17 protein-coding genes are annotated in these 17,745 nt (G+C 40.3%); 8 read left to right on the top strand and 9 right to left on the bottom strand.

Annotated elements, in window-relative coordinates; translation table 11 throughout:
• Window position 1: 1 nt before the first annotated feature.
• Window positions 2-1,333, top strand: a complete 1,332-nt coding sequence (locus MHH54_RS04875; protein WP_106029905.1) for a hemolysin family protein — start codon at window positions 2-4, stop codon at window positions 1,331-1,333.
• 39 nt (window positions 1,334-1,372) lie between these two features.
• Here MHH54_RS04875 and MHH54_RS04870 read toward each other — a convergent pair whose 3' ends face one another.
• Entirely contained in the window at window positions 1,373-1,975 is a 603-nt protein-coding gene (locus MHH54_RS04870; RefSeq protein WP_003212102.1) for a 1-acyl-sn-glycerol-3-phosphate acyltransferase, read from the bottom strand.
• Between the two features lie 372 nt (window positions 1,976-2,347).
• Between MHH54_RS04870 and MHH54_RS04865 the strand changes: the two genes are divergently transcribed.
• The 3 genes from MHH54_RS04865 to MHH54_RS04855 are packed head-to-tail and all read left to right on the top strand — an operon-like array spanning window position 2,348 to window position 4,168.
• Window positions 2,348-2,839 carry a sigma-70 family RNA polymerase sigma factor gene (locus MHH54_RS04865; RefSeq protein WP_003211938.1) on the top strand — a complete coding sequence of 164 codons (492 nt, stop codon included), beginning with the start codon at window positions 2,348-2,350 and terminating at the stop codon, window positions 2,837-2,839.
• Window positions 2,832-3,890, top strand: coding sequence for an anti-sigma factor (locus tag MHH54_RS04860; protein ID WP_106032299.1), 1,059 nt, complete (start codon window positions 2,832-2,834; stop codon window positions 3,888-3,890). The genes MHH54_RS04865 and MHH54_RS04860 overlap by 8 nt, the downstream gene beginning before the upstream one ends.
• Window positions 3,878-4,168 (top strand): hypothetical protein, encoded by a 291-nt coding sequence (locus MHH54_RS04855; RefSeq protein WP_003212420.1) that lies wholly within the window; start codon window positions 3,878-3,880, stop codon window positions 4,166-4,168. The genes MHH54_RS04860 and MHH54_RS04855 overlap by 13 nt, the downstream gene beginning before the upstream one ends.
• Before the next feature lie 332 nt (window positions 4,169-4,500).
• Here MHH54_RS04855 and MHH54_RS04850 read toward each other — a convergent pair whose 3' ends face one another.
• Window positions 4,501-5,334 carry a C40 family peptidase gene (locus tag MHH54_RS04850; protein WP_050945418.1) on the bottom strand — a complete coding sequence of 278 codons (834 nt, stop codon included), beginning with the start codon at window positions 5,332-5,334 and terminating at the stop codon, window positions 4,501-4,503.
• Between the two features lie 354 nt (window positions 5,335-5,688).
• Here MHH54_RS04850 and MHH54_RS04845 point away from each other — a divergent pair, with 354 nt between their 5' ends.
• A complete protein-coding gene (locus MHH54_RS04845; protein ID WP_342500751.1) occupies window positions 5,689-7,053 on the top strand; it encodes an alkaline phosphatase in 1,365 nt (454 codons plus the stop codon).
• A gap of 46 nt (window positions 7,054-7,099) precedes the next feature.
• Here the strand turns inward: MHH54_RS04845 and MHH54_RS04840 are convergent, their stop codons facing one another.
• Both MHH54_RS04840 and MHH54_RS04835 read right to left on the bottom strand, forming a co-directional pair.
• Window positions 7,100-8,515, bottom strand: coding sequence for a SpoVR family protein (locus tag MHH54_RS04840; RefSeq protein ID WP_310023402.1), 1,416 nt, complete (start codon window positions 8,513-8,515; stop codon window positions 7,100-7,102).
• Between the two features lie 76 nt (window positions 8,516-8,591).
• A complete protein-coding gene (locus MHH54_RS04835; RefSeq protein ID WP_106029903.1) occupies window positions 8,592-9,791 on the bottom strand; it encodes a globin domain-containing protein in 1,200 nt (399 codons plus the stop codon).
• 183 nt (window positions 9,792-9,974) lie between these two features.
• On the opposite strand from MHH54_RS04835, the gene MHH54_RS04830 reads away from it, so the two are divergent.
• Both MHH54_RS04830 and MHH54_RS04825 read left to right on the top strand, forming a co-directional pair.
• The gene (locus tag MHH54_RS04830) at window positions 9,975-10,406 is read left to right on the top strand and encodes an Rrf2 family transcriptional regulator (RefSeq protein WP_050945422.1); all 432 of its coding nucleotides are present in this window, start codon (window positions 9,975-9,977) and stop codon (window positions 10,404-10,406) included.
• Window positions 10,407-10,565: 159 nt separating this feature from the next.
• Window positions 10,566-12,041, top strand: coding sequence for a catalase (locus tag MHH54_RS04825; RefSeq protein ID WP_003211348.1), 1,476 nt, complete (start codon window positions 10,566-10,568; stop codon window positions 12,039-12,041).
• Window positions 12,042-12,081: 40 nt separating this feature from the next.
• On the opposite strand, the gene MHH54_RS04820 is transcribed toward MHH54_RS04825, so the two are convergent.
• Entirely contained in the window at window positions 12,082-12,465 is a 384-nt protein-coding gene (locus tag MHH54_RS04820) for a YqzG/YhdC family protein (RefSeq protein WP_342500750.1), read from the bottom strand.
• A 128-nt stretch (window positions 12,466-12,593) separates the two neighbouring features.
• Between MHH54_RS04820 and MHH54_RS04815 the strand changes: the two genes are divergently transcribed.
• Window positions 12,594-12,842: a YhdB family protein gene (locus tag MHH54_RS04815; RefSeq protein ID WP_024426598.1), complete on the top strand. Its 249-nt coding sequence runs from the start codon at window positions 12,594-12,596 to the stop codon at window positions 12,840-12,842.
• 35 nt (window positions 12,843-12,877) lie between these two features.
• Here the strand turns inward: MHH54_RS04815 and MHH54_RS04810 are convergent, their stop codons facing one another.
• The 4 genes from MHH54_RS04810 to MHH54_RS04795 form a co-directional block, all read right to left on the bottom strand.
• Window positions 12,878-13,762: a GNAT family N-acetyltransferase gene (locus tag MHH54_RS04810; protein ID WP_342500749.1), complete on the bottom strand. Its 885-nt coding sequence runs from the start codon at window positions 13,760-13,762 to the stop codon at window positions 12,878-12,880.
• A 252-nt stretch (window positions 13,763-14,014) separates the two neighbouring features.
• Window positions 14,015-14,665 (bottom strand): response regulator transcription factor, encoded by a 651-nt coding sequence (locus tag MHH54_RS04805; protein WP_003212112.1) that lies wholly within the window; start codon window positions 14,663-14,665, stop codon window positions 14,015-14,017.
• Complete coding sequence (locus MHH54_RS04800) at window positions 14,662-15,807, bottom strand: GAF domain-containing sensor histidine kinase (protein WP_106035894.1); 1,146 nt, start codon at window positions 15,805-15,807, stop codon at window positions 14,662-14,664. The genes MHH54_RS04805 and MHH54_RS04800 overlap by 4 nt, the downstream gene beginning before the upstream one ends.
• A gap of 151 nt (window positions 15,808-15,958) precedes the next feature.
• Window positions 15,959-17,704 (bottom strand): phospho-sugar mutase, encoded by a 1,746-nt coding sequence (locus tag MHH54_RS04795; RefSeq protein WP_342500748.1) that lies wholly within the window; start codon window positions 17,702-17,704, stop codon window positions 15,959-15,961.
• Window positions 17,705-17,745 lie beyond the last annotated feature (41 nt).

The following is a 17,745-nucleotide window of genomic DNA, read 5'->3' as shown; positions in this document are numbered from 1 at the left end:
ATTGGACATAGTTAATTTACTTATAGTTGCTTTGCTTATAGCTTTAACCGCATTTTTCGTTGCATCAGAGTTTGCGATCATTCGCTTAAGAAGCTCAAGAATTGATCAGTTAATCGCAGAAGGTAATAAAACAGCAGTTGCTGTCAAGCATGTCACGACTCACCTTGATGAGTATCTGTCGGCCTGTCAGCTCGGTATTACCATTACCGCCCTTGGTATTGGTTGGTTAGGGGAAGAAACAATTGCGCACATGCTTGCTCCACTATTTGTAGAGCTGTCCATTCCTCAATCAGCTAGTTCTATTGTCACTTTTATTATTGCGTTTAGTATTATGACGTTTTTACACGTTGTGGTTGGAGAACTTGCACCAAAAACACTCGCCATTCAAAAGGCGGAGCAAGTATCTCTTCTCTTTGCTAGACCGCTCATGATTTTTTACAAAGTGATGTTCCCGTTTATCTGGGTATTAAATGGATCTGCTCGTTTGTTAACAAAAGCGTTCGGTCTTCAGCAAGTTTCTGAGCATGACATGGCGCACTCTGAAGAAGAATTGCGGATTATTTTATCAGAGAGCTATAAAAGCGGCGAAATTAACCAGTCTGAATTCAAATATGTAAATAAAATTTTTGAATTTGATGACCGTCTGGCGAAAGAAATTATGATTCCTCGTACCGAAGTTGTCAGCTTCCCTCATGATATTACCATTGAGGAAATGCTGAAGGTGACCAAGGTAGAGAAATATACACGTTATCCAATTGAAGATGGCGATAAAGATAATATGATTGGTGTTCTGAACATTAAAGAGGTTCTTACTGCATGCATTAGCGGTGAGTGTTCTACAAGTGATACGATCGAAAAGTTTGTCAATCCAATTATTCATGTGATTGAAACCGTTCCTGTACATGATTTATTGCTCAAAATGCAGCGTGACCGTGTACACATGGCGATTTTATCAGATGAATACGGCGGTACAGCTGGTCTTGTGACTGTAGAAGACATCCTTGAAGAAATCGTCGGTGAAATTCGTGATGAATTCGATATGGATGAAATCAACGAAGTGCGTAAACTTGGAGAAGACCATTACATCTTTGATGGAAAGGTTCTAGTGGACCAAGTCAACCTGCTCTTAGGTACGCAGCTTGATAACGAAGAAGTCGATACGATCGGCGGCTGGTTCCTTACTCAGAAATATGAAGTTGAGAAAAATGACACCATTCGTGAGCAAGGCTATGAATTTATCATTAATGAAGTCGATGGACACCATGTGGTATATATCGAGGTCAAAAAGTTAAATGAACAATTAGCAGAAGCCGCTGAAGAAGGCGCTTCTTAAGAAAAAAACGACCCTTGCCAAAGCAAGCGGTCGTTTTTCTTATGCCTTTTCCATTAATTGAGCTTCAAGTTCTTTAATTCTCGTGTTTAATACTTCTGTCATGGCACCTAATCGTTCTTTTGGCGGCAGATGCTCAAATTCTGACTGCTCAATCGGTTCACCAATAATTAAGCGCATTTTCCCCTTTTTGAAAAGACTTTTCGCATTGGACGGTCCTTTGTACGCTGCTGGAACGATTGGCGCTTTACCGAGCTGTGCAATAGTAACCGCACCTCTTTTTAAAGGTACATCCTCTGTTGTACGTGTTCCGCTTGGAAAAATCCCGACGATCTTTCCCTCTTTTAATAATTTAATGGGCGTTTTAATACTGCTTGGCCCAGGATTCTCTCGATCAACTGGAAAGGCATGAATCTTCTTTAAAAATCCACCGATCCATTTGTTTGCAAACAATTCTTTTTTCGCCATGTAGTGGATCTCAAACGGAAGAATTCCTGCGCCTAATGCAAGAACATCCACAAAACCCTCATGTGTACATGCAATGACAAATCCCCGATCCGTTGGCAGATTCTCTTTTTGATATACTTTGATTCCGCCTCGGAGAGTAAATACTACTTTAATGGTATAGCCTGAAAATTTATACATAGTGCACTTCCTTTGTTTGAAGAATGAAGGATTTGTTTCTATTATAACAAATTTTTTATTACCTGGTACTAAAATTTTCATAAAACAGCCAAACCATCACATCATTTTTCTTTCTAAATCATCGTTCTTTCTGTATTCAGGTCTATGGTTTTAGGAGAGAATAGAAGAGGAATTGTGTCCAATTTTGTCGTTTTTTAAGGTTTTTTCCTGATTTGTTCTATTGAAAATGCTTTATAAATGACGCAAATTTCGCTATGATAAGGAGAAATGATTTTGATTCGGCGAAAGAAATGAGTATTGTACGGTATTGAGAAGTTTCGTGCAACTTTATGCCTTTCTTATGCGTGTATAACATAGAGGGGAGAAAAATCAGTGACGATCGATGAAATTTATCAAATGTATATGAACGATGTTTACAGGTTTCTGCTCTCCATGACAAAAGACAAACATTTGGCAGAAGACTTATTGCAGGAAACCTTTATGCGTGCTTATATACATATTCATTCCTACGACCATAGCAAAGTGAAACCTTGGTTATTTCAGGTGGCACGAAATGCTTTTATTGATTATGTCAGGAAACATAAAAAAGAAGTGACCATATCGGATGATCTTATTGGCGGCCTTTTACAAACGTCTGTACAAAGCCCTGCTGAACAGGTTGAAATAAAAGAAGTCCTCAACATGTATTTGGAACAGCTTCCAGATAACTACAAGGAAGCGTTGACATTGTATTATTTAAAAGAACTGAATTACAAGGAAGCATCCAAGGTCATGAATATTACTGAAGCAAATTTTAAAAGTGTTTTATTTCGTGCAAGGCAGCGCCTAAAAGCACTTTACAACAGAGGTGTTAATGATGAATGAAGAGTTTAACAAGCGATGGGAACAATATAATAATGGTGAGATGAACGAGGAAGAAATGATAGCGTTTGAAGAAGAGCTTGAAGAAAACGAAAAACGCTTAAGTCAGGAACTGAACGACTCGGATTGGACCGATTTTTCCATCAGTCCTGAAAAGCAAAAAGCCATCTTGCAATACGGAAAAAGAAAGTCTTATTTACGTATTTCTGTACTTGCTGTCATCTCTACACTTATTATTTTACCGCTTTGTACATTAGGAAGTTATCTATACTACGGCGTTGGCGGAGCAGATAGCAAAGGGAATCACTTCATGGAAACAGCCGCTGTAACAGTCGCTTTGACGAAACCAAACGTGGCGATTGATATGAAGGATTTAAAAGGCCAAGTCAAGCTTTTTGGAATGAACACCGAATTGAAGCTGCAAAAACAAATTGGCAATAAAACAGAAGCCATTGGCAGTGAACAAATCGAGATGTTTTTCGATAAATTAAAGCAGCCTACCATCTCATATTATGGTGACAGCGCACGCGATACGGAGGATTTCTTTACCCATCCTTCTACTCAGGCAGATGCATCAAAAAAACAAACACTCACTACTTTAGACAAGCTTCCTGAAGGAACAGTCAGTGAAGTGTATGTCTCCTATGACAAAGCGTATACACCAAAGGACGTTTATTCCTTTGCTAAAAAATATGATATGAAAGTGCTCTGGAATGCGATTAAAACAGAGGATTCATTAAGCGAGAATCAGCGGCCAATTGGCTTTCCTGGGAGAGACTCTGAATTCTTAAAAGAGCTTCAGCACACATCAAAAACAGAGGTAGATCAATTTAAAGATGCCCTTACTTATGTCAATCAGCACCCAACCTGGGCAAAAACGATCTCTGGCAGAACTGAACTGGATCTGTCAAACCGCATACGCTATATCAACCAAAATGGTGTCACGATTTATGGCTCTGTGATCACAGGTCCTTCGAAAGAAATCGAGAAATTTGTGAAGACAAAACGCATTAAAACGGCAAAAGTGAGCGAGGTGGAATTATGGAATTGGTAAGAATTTTTAAAGAGCATAATGTATTTGGCTGGATTTCTGTCGGTACAGCGATATTATCTCTGCTCATGCTGAACCTCGCCATTATCAGTAATGTGACATTTTATTCTTTTCAGATGCTTCCTTTTGCAATGGCCGCAGTTCCATTTGGCATTATTGAACTGTTCATTAAAAAAGGCCGTACGGGCCCTGGGTTCCTTGGTGTTGTTCTGAATATCTTTGTCATTCTTTGTGTCTATGCCATCGTATCGATCGATGTCGATCTTCAATTAGGCTTTTAAGCCGTTCTCAAAATGAAAAGCCCGAGTTACTTGACTAATGCCAAGTCGCACGGGCTTTTTTGAATATCGATTTATGTTCTTAAGTCTACAGCGCAAATAAAAAAGACTGCTTCATCAGCAGTCTCAGCGTGTAGACAAACCCTCGCATTCGTTGTCAGTCCTGCGTGCTGGTGCTCACGAATGTCAAATTCGCTCCGCGCCAGTACTCGTCCTTCCTAGGACTGCAAAGGTTTTCTATCACGCTGAAAAGAAGACAAAGTGCTAAAATAAAGATCATTTTAGCACTTTGTCAACAATCTGAGACTGCTTCATCAGCAGTCTCTTAAAATAAATTAGTTTACAAAAGTTTTCGCTCCAAGGTAAATCGGCTTCCAGTAGCTTGAATTCATATCACTGATCGTCACACCATCGGAAGCAGCATGAATAAACTTGTTGTTCCCAATGTAGACACCCATGTGAGACGGACCCGATTTATATGTTGTAAAGAACACAAAATCGCCAACCTTTGGAGAAGATACGCTTTTCATTGATCCCCAAAAACCTTCAGTTGTTTGTCTTGAAATCTTTTTTTGTTTGTTAATGATATACCACATAAACCCGCTGCAATCAAAGCCCTTTGGTGTCGTTCCACCCCATCTATATGGTGTGCCATTGTGCGCTTTAGCATCCGATACAAGCTTAGACGTGTTTAAAGAAGAAGCAGAAACTGTTTTTTCTTTAACAGGTGTTGTCTTCACTTTTTTAGACGACTTTTTGACCTTTAGCTTTTGCCCAATTTTGATCAGGTTTGTTTTGAGTTTATTTAACGATTTCAGCTCTTTTACAGTCATGCCGTACTTTTTGCCGATTTTAGATAATGTATCACCTTTCACAACTTTATGAGTGGCTGTGGCTGACGCCGCTTTTACTTTTGTTGTTGTTTTGGATGTTTTCGTTGTTTTTTTTGCGGCAGTACCATTTACTTTTAACGTTTGTCCAACATAAATCGTGTTAGATTTCAGCTTATTGTCTGATTTAATCTTGCTCACGCTTGTCTTATATTTTTTCGCTAGAACAGAAAGAGAGTCACCTTTTTGAACTTTTACTGATTGTGCTGAGGCAGCTCCGGCAAATAATGTCGTCCCAAGTAAAACTGCACTTGCAGCTGTGATCAATTGTTTTTTCATTTGTTCCTCCTGTATGTATCTATCGAGATCGGAATTTTTATCTACTTACTATTATAAGGATCAAATACCAGAAGAAATAGTCTTGACTTCCTACGACATTATGCTTATTAATTCGGCAAAATTTATTTTTTTTTAGGGTTCTTTATATTTCATTTTCATTACACAATCATGACAAAATAAACGCATCTTGTCATGGATAAATGATACATTCATTTCTCTTTTTGGCTCATTCTATGTAAAGTGGGCCTTTACAATTTTAAAGGGAACTTTACGATCCTGTAAATGGGAATCCACAATTCTGCTCTACCATTGTAAACGTAAGAGCGATACATAAACATTGAGGAGGCAAAATGAATGAGTGTGTTGAAAAGCTCGAAAACGAAAATCGCTACAGTGGCGGCAGCATCTGTGCTATCGATTGGCATTTTTTCAGGAATTGAATTTGGACAGGCTGACAAAGCAGAGGCCAAAAAGAAGCCAAAAAATGACGTACAAAATGTGATCGTGCTGATCGGGGATGGCATGGGAACACCGTATCTTTCAACTTACCGTTCATTTAAGCACAACGGAGACCTTTCAAAGCAAACAGCGTTTGACCCTTACCTTACTGGCATGCATAAAACATACCCTAACGACTCGAAAAGCAATATCACTGATTCTGCCGCAGCTGGTACAGCTATGGCAACTGGTAAAAAGACATACAACAATGCCATTGGTGTAAACAAAAACGGCAAAAAATTAAAAACCGTTTTAGAAGAAGCCAAACGCAAAGGAAAATCGACGGGTCTTGTCGTGACCTCTGAATTAACAAATGCCACCCCTGCTGCGTATGCGGCTCACGATGTATCGAGAAAAAACACAGCAGCCATCGCTGATGATTTCTTCGATGAAAAAATCGGTAAACAGCATACAGTCGATGTCATGCTTGGCGGAGGTCTCGTCGATTTTGTCCGAAAGGATCGTGATTTAACGAAGGAATTTAAGCAAGCCGGATATGATTATGTCACCAATAAAGATGCCTTACAAAAAAACAAAAACCAAAAGGTGTTAGGCATTTTTGCTGATGGCGGTCTTGATAAAGCGATTGATCGTGATAAAAAGACCCCTTCCCTGCAAGACATGACATCCTCAGCCATTAAACAGCTGTCTAAAAACAAAAATGGATTTTTCCTTATGGTCGAAGGCAGTCAAATTGACTGGGCAGGACATGATCATGATATTGTGAGTGCCATGAGTGAAATGAAGGATTTTGAAAAAGCATTTGAAGAAGCGATTCGTTTTGCAAAAAAGGATAAAAATACGTTAGTCATCACCACTGCCGATCATTCAACTGGCGGACTTTCCTTTGGGGCAGACGGCTCAGGTAGCTGGGATTACAAACCGGTAAAAGCAGCGAAAAAGACCCCAGATTTTATCGCAAACAAAATCGTCAGTGGCATGCCTGTTGAATCAGCGCTGAAACAATATATCGATCTTGATTTCACAACAGAAGAAATGGCCTCTATTCAAAAGGCCGCTGAAACAAAGGATACTGTTAAAATTGATGATGCGATTGAAGAAGTGATCAACGTGAGATCACATACAGGCTGGACCACATCAGGTCATACAGGCGATGAAGTGCCATTCTTTGCGTATGGCCCAACAAGCCAAAAGCTAAAAGGTCTGATGGAAAACACCGATCAAGCAAAACACATTTTCAAGCTGCTGAAAAACCAATAAAACTGACAAAAAAGATGTCTGCTAAGAGACATCTTTTTTTGTTTTTTTATGCGAGATATTTTCTATGAACTCCTTTTCCATCATACGAAAACATGACTTCTTTTCCTTCAAGAATGGATTCGATATGCACACTTCTTCCCCATAGCTGATGCAAATATGGGAGTACTTTTTCTAAGTATTTCAGATCTAGTTCAATGCCCTCATACCAATGTTTAATATAGAGTTCATTGTTTTTTAAATAGTCGCCATCCATCACGGTCAAATAAGGAAAGCCGCCATTGACCCTCATGCTGACTAGCTGATCACGAACAGCCTTCCATTCTTTATCGATGACTTTATAATCTCTCCCTTGTTTTTGAAACAAGTACAAATCTTCTCTCATCACAAGGTCTTTTGTTAAGTAATTTCGAATGAAGGAAATATCTGATTCAATTTCCCTTACTTCAAACATTTTGCTGCGGCCCGATCCTTCTGTCACCCCTGCTTTTTTTAATTCTTCACATGGGTTGTCATAGCGCTCTTCGATATCTTCAAAAATCTTCAAACCTAAATAGTAAGGATTGATGCCTGTTTTTGACGGTTGCACCACGCCAGCATTTAATTTGGCAAACTCAATCGATTCATTTGAATCCAAATCAAGCTCTCGCATTATCCGCTGATGCCAATACGATGCCCAGCCTTCATTCATAATCTTTGTTTCTAGCTGAGGCCAAAAATAGAGCATTTCCTCCCTCAGCATCGTGAGGACGTCGCGCTGCCACGGCTCTAACTCCCGGGAGTGCGCCTCAATAAAGAGTAAAATATCTTTTTCCGGCTTTGGCGGAAATGGCTTGGCGATTTTCTTTTTCTCACGTATTTTCGGCTCATCCATTCCCCACAAATCATCATACGGCGTCTGACGCTTTGGTTGGTCATCTTCATATTCTTCTTCATCGCCGATATTCCAGCTTAGTTTTGAACGAACAAGAGACGGATCAATATGCTCCTGAAGAGCCAATACGGCGTCTAAAAAGGATTCAACTTCTTTTGTTCCATGAAGATGCTCATATTCTTTGATCCGCTCTGCCGCAGCTGACATGCTTTCTACCATGTCTCGTTTTGTGTTTTGGAAACGGCAATTATTTTTGAAGAAATCACAGTGTGCCAGTACATGAGCCACAATTAATTTATTCTGAACAAGCGTGTTGTTATCAAGTAGAAAGGCGTAGCAAGGATTTGAATTGATGACCAGCTCATAAATTTTGCTTAATCCTAAATCATAATGAAGCTTCATTTTATGAAATTGTTTCCCGAAGCTCCAGTGGCTGAATCGTGTTGGCATTCCGTATGCACCGAACGTATAAATTATTTCCGCGGGACAGATTTCATACCTCATCGGATAAAAATCTAGACCAAATTCTTCTGCAATTTCTGTAATTTCATCAATGGCTCTTTGTAAAAGACGTTTTTCTAATACGCTCAAGGAAACCATCCCTCCTCATCGGACTTATCCCTACTATATGAGCGTATCTAAAAAAACATGATGTTCCGCCATTCGTTTAGACGACTTCCATTTCTTTCGTGGATTGCCCGCCGAATGACTCGAAATGTATATTCTGTTCTGGAATTCCCAGCTCTTTTAGTATATAAATCATCTCCTGTGTAAACACCGGGGATCCGCATAGATAAAATTGGCCTTTCCCTTCTCCAACCACTGATTGAAGGAATGGACGGTCAATACGGGAAGCTGCCTTTTCAACAAGCTCACCCTTACCAGACTTCGCAAATTGTTCATTACATAAGATGATGCGGCCATGCGGAGCTGATGCTAGAACGCTTTCAAATTCATTTTCAAAAGCGGTGACATCCTCTAATCGATCTGCATGAATCATTGTAAATGGATGGCTGTTTTGCGCTGCTGTTTTCAATAAACCGATCATTGGCGTGACTCCAGAACCAGCACTAATGAAATAAACAGGCTCTTTTGTGGCTTCTTGCAAGCAGAACATTCCCTGCGGCATACTCACTTGAAGAACGTCTCCTTCTTCCATTTCATCATGCAAAAATGTAGACACATGACCATCGCGCTTCACTGTGATGCGGTAATAAGATGGATGATGGTGATCTGATAAGCTGTATTGTCTGCTACACATATAAGCCTCACCTGGCATATCTGCCTGAACCGTAATATATTGACCTGCTTCAAACATTGGCAGCTCTGATTCATCTTCTGGTACTAAGTAAAAGGAGATCAGCGCTGGAGATTCCTGTACCTTTTTCTTTATCACAAACGGCTTCACATCTGCCCATCCACCTGGTTGCTTTACATTCACCTCCATCATTTCTGCTTCAATCGTGATAAAAATATTTGCAATGATGTCATATGCGGCCTTCCAAGCTAAAAGCGTGTCATCTTTTTCCGTTAAACCAAACACTTCTTTCATCGCTTCAATTAGGTAATATCCGACGATTGGATATTGCTCTTTTTTGACCATCACACTGACATGCTTATGGGCAATCTGTTTGACCGCAGGAAGTAATTCTTCTAATCGATCGATGTGCAGTGCAGCTTGGTATAGTGTCGCAGCAAGCGCCTCTGGCTGACTTCCGTTCATGAGGTTTGTTTGATTAAATTGATTGAGTAGCTCTGGATGCTGACGAATCATATTTTGATAAAAAACAGTCACAAGGTTGGTTCCCTCGCCTTTTAATAGAGGGGCTGATTGTTTAATAGCATTCATTTGATCTATAGATAACATCGTCATTCCTTCTTTCAAAAGATGTATTTTAAATACATCTTTATCGTAACGGATAACAGCTTATAAAAGCAATATTTATAATACATGTTTTAAATATTGACACATTTAACACTTTCTCGAACAGTTTTTGTCTAAAATGTGTTACGATGATACAAAACTCTATCAGGTTTAGAGGTCGTCAAAATGAAACTAACGAATTATACAGATTTCTCATTAAGAGTACTCATTTATTTAGCATCAAGAGAGAACAATGAACTGTCAAATATTCAGCAGATCGCCGATGTTTATGGCATCTCTAAAAATCATCTGACAAAGGTGATTTATCATCTTGGAAAACGCGGCTATGTTGAAACGATCCGTGGAAGAAATGGCGGTATTAGGCTCGGGAAAAGCCCAGAAAGCATTAACATTGGAGAGGTTGTCCGTTATACAGAGGATGATTTAGTCATGGTTGAATGCTTTGATCCAAGGAAAAACAGCTGTATCATTTCCCCGATTTGTTCATTAAAGCATGTACTTCATGAAGCACTTACTGCTTACTTGCGCGTTCTTGACCAATACACATTAAAAGACTTAACTCAAAACAAAGATGCTCTTAGAGAGCTCCTCCTTTAGGCGAAAGAATTCTATTCTTTCGTCTTTTTCTTTACCTTCTTGTAATAATAATTAATTTAAAATTATTATAAATAGATATTGACTATCATGTTTGATTCAATATAATTAGGGTATATAGATTGCTAGAAACCATTTTTTTGTTTACAGGAGGAGAAAAGAATGACAAATTCAAATCATAAAAATTTGACAACGAACCAAGGCGTACCTGTTGGCGATAACCAAAACTCAAGAACAGCTGGTCACCGCGGACCTACATTTCTTGATGATTACCATTTGATTGAAAAACTTGCACACTTCGATCGTGAACGTATTCCAGAGCGTGTTGTTCATGCGAGAGGCGCCGGCGCTTATGGTGTGTTTGAAGTTGAAAATAGTATGGAGAAACATACAAAAGCAGCCTTCTTAAGTGAAGAAGGAAAACAGACAGATGTTTTTGTTCGCTTCTCAACAGTTATTCATCCTAAAGGTTCACCTGAAACATTGCGTGATCCGCGCGGCTTTGCTGTCAAATTTTACACAGAAGAAGGCAACTATGATCTAGTTGGTAACAACTTGCCGATCTTCTTTATACGTGATGCATTGAAATTCCCTGATATGGTTCACTCTCTCAAGCCAGATCCTGTAACCAATATCCAAGATCCTGACCGTTATTGGGATTTTATGACCTTAACACCTGAATCCACTCATATGCTCACATGGCTCTTCTCTGATGAAGGAATCCCTGCGAACTACGCTGAAATGCGCGGTTCTGGTGTGCATACATTTAGATGGGTCAACAAATATGGAGAAACAAAATATGTGAAATATCACTGGAGACCTTCAGAAGGTATTCGCAATTTATCTATGGAAGAAGCAGCAGAAATCCAAGCGAATGATTTCCAGCATGCGACAAGAGACTTATATGACCGCATTGAAAATGGCAACTACCCAGCATGGGACTTATATGTCCAGCTGATGCCGCTGAGCGATTATGATGATCTTGATTATGATCCATGTGATCCAACAAAGACATGGAGCGAAGAAGATTACCCGCTTCAAAAAGTAGGACGCATGACTCTGAACCGCAATCCTGAGAACTTCTTTGCTGAAACAGAGCAAGTTGCTTTCACACCAAGTGCACTAGTTCCAGGAATTGAAGCATCTGAAGATAAATTGCTTCAAGGTCGTCTGTTCTCTTATCCAGATACGCAGCGTCATCGTCTTGGTGCCAACTATATGCGCATTCCGGTGAACTGTCCTTATGCACCTGTACACAATAATCAGCAGGATGGCTTTATGACAACGACTCGTCCAAGCGGTCATATTAACTATGAACCAAACCGTTACGATGATCAGCCAAAAGAAAATCCTCACTACAAAGAAAGTGAACAAGTTCTTCACGGTGATCGTATGGTGAGACAAAAAATCGAAAAACCAAACGATTTCAAACAAGCTGGGGAAAAATATCGAAGCTATTCAGAAGAAGAGAAACAAGCATTGATCAAAAACCTAACAGCTGACCTGAAAGATGTAAATGACAAAACAAAATTACTTGCGATCTGCAACTTCTATCGTGCAGATGAAGACTACGGACAACGATTAGCCGATTCACTTGGCGTGGATATCCGCTCATACCTTCAAGGAAGCATGAAATAATTGATCCAGAAAGGGCACCTCTAATAAAGAGGTGCTTTTTTTATAACCGGAATACGTTAATACTAATCAAATGACCGGTCACCGGGTGAAAATAGATTTCTGCATGCGCAGCAAAAAGCGTTGAGCCTTCCTTCACGGTGACGCGAAAGACATCTTTTGTCTGATCTTCATTTACTTGTGTACGCCCGATATATTGATAATCGTTTAAAACGGCGCCTTCATATTCCTCTTGCAACGCTGTGTACGCAAGTCTTTCCAAATTTTCAACAGGCTGCATCGCTGCATTTGTTGCAGGATGGATCATGAAACTGCCAAACAAAACCATTCCCGCTGCAAAAGGCACCCACCATTTCGGCTGCATGATATCATTGATCTCACTTTCATGTATATTTTGTTTATGTTGTGCTGATCGATCCATTTTCATACATGAAGCATTTATTCAGCCTATAATTCCCGGTACACGATTGATGCGGACACCAACTTTTCCCCTGAAAATGTCGATATGTTCCGAGCAAACTAATGAGGACTTCTCAAGGGAAAGGAGAAGGTTTGATGAATGTGGCGGATTATGATAAAGCACTTTATTATACGCATCGCTCGCAATGGGATAATTTACTTATTCTTATGGTACGTACGCAAGATGACTTGCTCTCGAAACGTATTGAGCATTTCTTACACGCGTATCAATTTAACCGGAACGATGCTGATGTTGAAAAATGTTTATATGGGCTCCTGCAGTACATTGACCATGCTTCAGAGGCCGCTGCTTCTGAAGTTTATTCACAACCGATGTACACATAAAGAAAAAGGCTGATTATCAGCCTTTTTACATACATTTAGCAGTGCGCAGTGATTGGAAGCATAAAGTGTCCTTTTACCCAATCTTGTTTTGTATAAACAAACAGCGCATCCTCGTCATATGGTGCCTTCACCGAGTGTAAGCCGTCAATTGACGTATCAGGTGTAAAATAGAACATCACTTTTTCCGTCGTTTCATTCACAATATGTGCAACAACTTCCTCTATATTTTGTGGCTCGAGAGAAATGATATCAAAGACATGTATGGTTTCATTTTCTTCATTCATCAGAACAATCGTATCCAACGCTTCAATATAGAAAAGGGCATCCGGCCAAACCAATGTAAAATAAAACATCAATAAGCTGCCATGATGCTTAGCGTCTAATTTCTTTGAGCCCGTTTGGCGTTTTTCTGCGAACTGTTCAAGTAATGGCAGGTCATGTTCCAATGTCAGCTGCTTGAGACGCATGTCCTTTTTTATATGAATGGCACTTTTGCTGATATCTAGACTAAACTCACTTTCGTGGTACCGTGTAAAGCCGAATTTTGGATAAAAATCCAGTACAGTTTCATTGGCAAAAAGAAAAATCAAATCACAATCATGTTCGTACGTATCCATAATATGCTCCATTAACTTTGTCGCTAATCCTTTATGGCGATAGGCTTGATCCGTCATCACCGTGCCAATTTGAACAGCTCGATACGTTTTTCCATCAATGATCAGTGACATGAGGTAAACGGAAGCGTTTGAGATCACTTTCCCGTGATGGACAAAGGAATAAGGAATATATTTTTTATCCCAATACCCTCTTTTGTACCAGTCACTAAAATCCAAATCAAATGTATTGATCGCTAGCTTATTAAAGCTTTCTTTCAATTTTTCATTATGGCGATAATCACTCACTAATTCATATGTCTCCATGCTCATTTCCTCCTTTTATCATTTCACCTTCAGTCAGCCGGTTTATCACCCCCTTCAAAATAAAAAAAAGACTTGATGAGCATATACTCATCAAGTCTTTTATCGTTCTACTTTTAGAAATTAGACTGAACATGCTTCTCTTTTCACGCAAAAGGGCACGTCAAATAAACCAACAACCGTGCTCTTTTTATTCAATTCATTGAACTGAATGTGCGCTTAAAAGTTTTAGCATAACGACTAAATTCCCTTCTGTTATAGCAGCTCTTTAGGCTGACTTTTTTGATAATCCACTGCATACAGAGCCGCTTGGGTACGATCTGCCAGCTCTAGTTTTGATAATACATGAGATACGTGCGTTTTGACAGTTTTTTCAGAAATAAACAAGGATGAGGCAATTTCTTTATTGCTTTTCCCCTTTGCAATTTCGAATAAGACATCTCGCTCTCTATTGGTCAGCTCTTTCATTAACTCCCATTTTTGCTCTTTTGGCTCAGTCAAATGCTGCACAAGAAAATTGGTGATATGACCATCTAATTGATAGGTGCCCTTTTGTACGTCAATCATTGTCGTAAGAAGTTTTTCTGGCGCTACATCCTTGAGCTGATAGGCTTTTGCCCCTGCTTGAATGGCAGGAATAACATAATCTTTATCCGCATAACTTGTCAGGATCACAATGCGGGTATCAGGCATTTCCAGCGTCATTTGTTTCGTTGCCTCAATGCCATTCATTACAGGCATCGATAAATCCATGAGAACGATGTCAGGTCGCGTTTGTCTGACAATTTCTAATGCTTCTTCTCCATTAGAAGCCTCACCAACAATTTCGACGTCAGGCTGTGTCTGCAGGAAAAACACAAGCCCTTTTCTCACAATATGATGATCATCTGCAATGACAACTCTCATGACGACCCCTTCCTTTCTTGAGAAAATGGCACCTTCACTTGAATAGTGGTCCCTTTACCGAGCTCAGACTCTATACAAAATGTTCCACCAGCTCTTTTGATACGGTCAGACATCCCTTTCAGACCAAGTGAAGGGAGGCTCATTTGCTCGTCATACTGAAACCCTTTACCGTGGTCGATGATTTTCATCTCAAACGTGTCTTTTGATTGTTCCAGCTGGACTTTAACTTCCTCTACTTCCGCATGTTTTTGACAATTATTCAGCGCTTCCTGGCATACCCGAAACAACGTTTCATGCTGAGTATGATCCATCTCCATACAACCTGATAACGATAATGTACAGCGTAATCCTAAAAGCTTTGCATACTCTTGAATCCCTGTTGTGAATCCTTTTTCAAGTCCTCTTGGCCTTAGCTGCCAAATGAGTGACCGCATTTCAACCAGTGCATCTTGTGACAAATGCTGAATAAAATCAATCATTTCCCCTAGATTCTGATCGTTTGTCATTTGACGGGCGGCTTTAGCAGTCAGGCTGACTGAAAATAGCATTTGGTTAACGGAATCATGTAAGTCCTGTGCAAGCCGGTTTCTTTCTTCCAAAAGAGCATGCTGATGTTCGTTTTGCACAAGCTTCATCCGTTGAATGGCGGTACCAATTTGAAGCGCAATGCTTTCAAGCAAGTTCAATTCTTCTTGCGTAAATGTGACTTTTCCTTTTGCCGCCACATTCAATAACCCGAACGTACGCTTACATGCTTTGAGGGGAACCGTCGCATGATGTGTAATTCCTTCAGTATCCCCAAGCTGCTTTTTAACCGCCGTTTCGATGCGTTTACAATTCATAATGTTTGTGGCTGATTGGAGTGAGCCCTTTGTGTATCGATTGATGCAATAGCAATCGTTTTGGCACATGAGCTGCTTTTGATGCTTTGCCAGCGCTTCTGGTAAGGAGACCTCTGCCATCAGTTCGTACGAGCCGTCTTTTTCTATAAAATAAATCCATGCGGAATGAAAGCCTGTGACATCCATCAGCATATGGAGCACTTCATGAAGCGTATCTTTTATTTCCAAGCCTTCATTTAGCTTTTCAGCAATTTCTTTTAGCGTTTTTAATGTTTCAACCTTCTCTTGATATTCTCCCATACTGTTTACCCCCGGCATTTGCTGCCTTCTCTTTTCATTACGCTCATTATATCATGAGCATTCTGCCGGTTCTTTCGCTAAAAGGATGATTTTTTCTCATCCTTTTGATGGAGAAAAAGCCATCGTGTATTCACACAATGGCCTTGTTTGTTTATTTAGCTGTTTCTTCCACAATTTCATAAACGACTTTCATCACTTCTTCTGACAAATGCTTCAGCTTTTCTTCGCTATCTGTTAACGATGTACCTTTGACGGCAATATAAAATTTCACTTTAGGCTCAGTTCCGGAAGGTCTTAAGCAGAACCACGAACCATCCTCAAGGAAATATTTCAGCACGTTTGATGCTGGAAGGTGAATGGTTTCTTCTTTCTTTTCGGCAATCAGATATCTTTGACTTGATTGGTAATCCTCGATGACAGTGATGCGCTGACCCGCGATAGCAGCTGGCGGATTTGTTCTAAAGGTATGAAGGATCGCTGAAATTTGCTCTGCTCCTTCTTTTCCTTTTAAGGTTAACGACTTTAACCCTTCCCGGTAAAATCCAAACTCCTTGAAAATATCAACAAGCGCATCATACAAGGACTTGCCTTGTTTTTTATAGAAAGCAGCGACTTCGACAGCTAACAACGCCGCTTGCACCGCATCTTTATCTCGGGCAAAGTCACCGATCAAATAGCCATAGCTTTCTTCGTACCCGAATTGAAACGTGTATTCTCCGCTCTCTTCGAATTGCTTGATTTTTTCACCGATAAATTTAAAACCAGTAAGCGTGTCAATCGTATGGGCACCAAATGCTGAAGCAACAGCACGCCCTAGCTCACTTGTGACAATCGTTTTCATCACAACAGGACGAGGCGGCAACTGACCAAGCTTTTGTTTTTCAGACAATAAATAATGGAGCAATAGGGCTCCTGTTTGGTTGCCTGTTAAGACGGTAAACTCTCCATCATGATCTCTGACCGCAATACCTAACCTATCCGCATCTGGGTCTGTTGCAATGAGGATATCGGCATTCTGCTTTTCGCCAAGCTTGATGGCATACTCAAATGCTGCATGCTCCTCTGGGTTTGGCGATGTCACTGTTGAAAATTGCGGATCTGGTCTTTCCTGTTCAGGCACAACGGTTACGTGCTGATAGCCTAAAGCTTGAAGCCCTTTTCGGACAGGCTCGTTGGCCGTACCATGAAGTGGTGTGAAAACGACTTTGACATCGACCTCATCTGCCAGCTCAGGGTGCACACTGATGGTTTTTAATTTTTCAATATAAGCATGATCGATTTCTGCTCCGATCATGTTGATCAGCCCTTGTTGTTTTAACGTTTCTTCTGAATCAACTGAAATCGACAGTTCATTTTCTATTGCATCTACTTCTTGAATGACTTGATCTGCTTGAAGTGGCGGCAGCTGTCCGCCGTCTTCTCCATATACTTTATAGCCATTATATTCTGGTGGATTATGACTTGCTGTTACGACAATCCCAGCAAATGCATTCAGCTCTCGAACAGCAAAGGAAAGCTCAGGTGTTGGACGCAGTTCGTCAAATACGTATGTTTGGATGCCCTGCGAGGCAAGTGTTTTGGCTGCTTCCATCGCAAATTCAGGCGATTTATGGCGTGAATCATATGCAATGGCGACGCCTCTTCTTTTTGCATCCTCTCCATGTTTCGCAATATACGCAGCAAGACCTGCAGATGCTTTACGAACCGTGTACACATTCATTCGGTTCGTACCAGCACCAATCTCCCCGCGCATTCCTCCAGTGCCGAACTCAAGGTTTTTGTAGAAACAGTCTTCAAGTGCTTGTTGATTATCTTGATGTGCCTCCAGCCATTCCCTTAGCTCAGTATCCAGGTGCTTCTCATTGATCCATCGCTCATAATTCGTCTTCCAACTCATGGTCGTCCTCCCAGCTCTTATCATCAATAAAATAACCTCTA

The organism is Bacillus sp. FSL K6-4563, assembly GCF_038630405.1.
GTDB classification, from domain to species: domain Bacteria; phylum Bacillota; class Bacilli; order Bacillales; family Bacillaceae; genus Bacillus; species Bacillus pumilus.
This window is presented reverse-complemented; position numbering and strand designations above follow the sequence as displayed.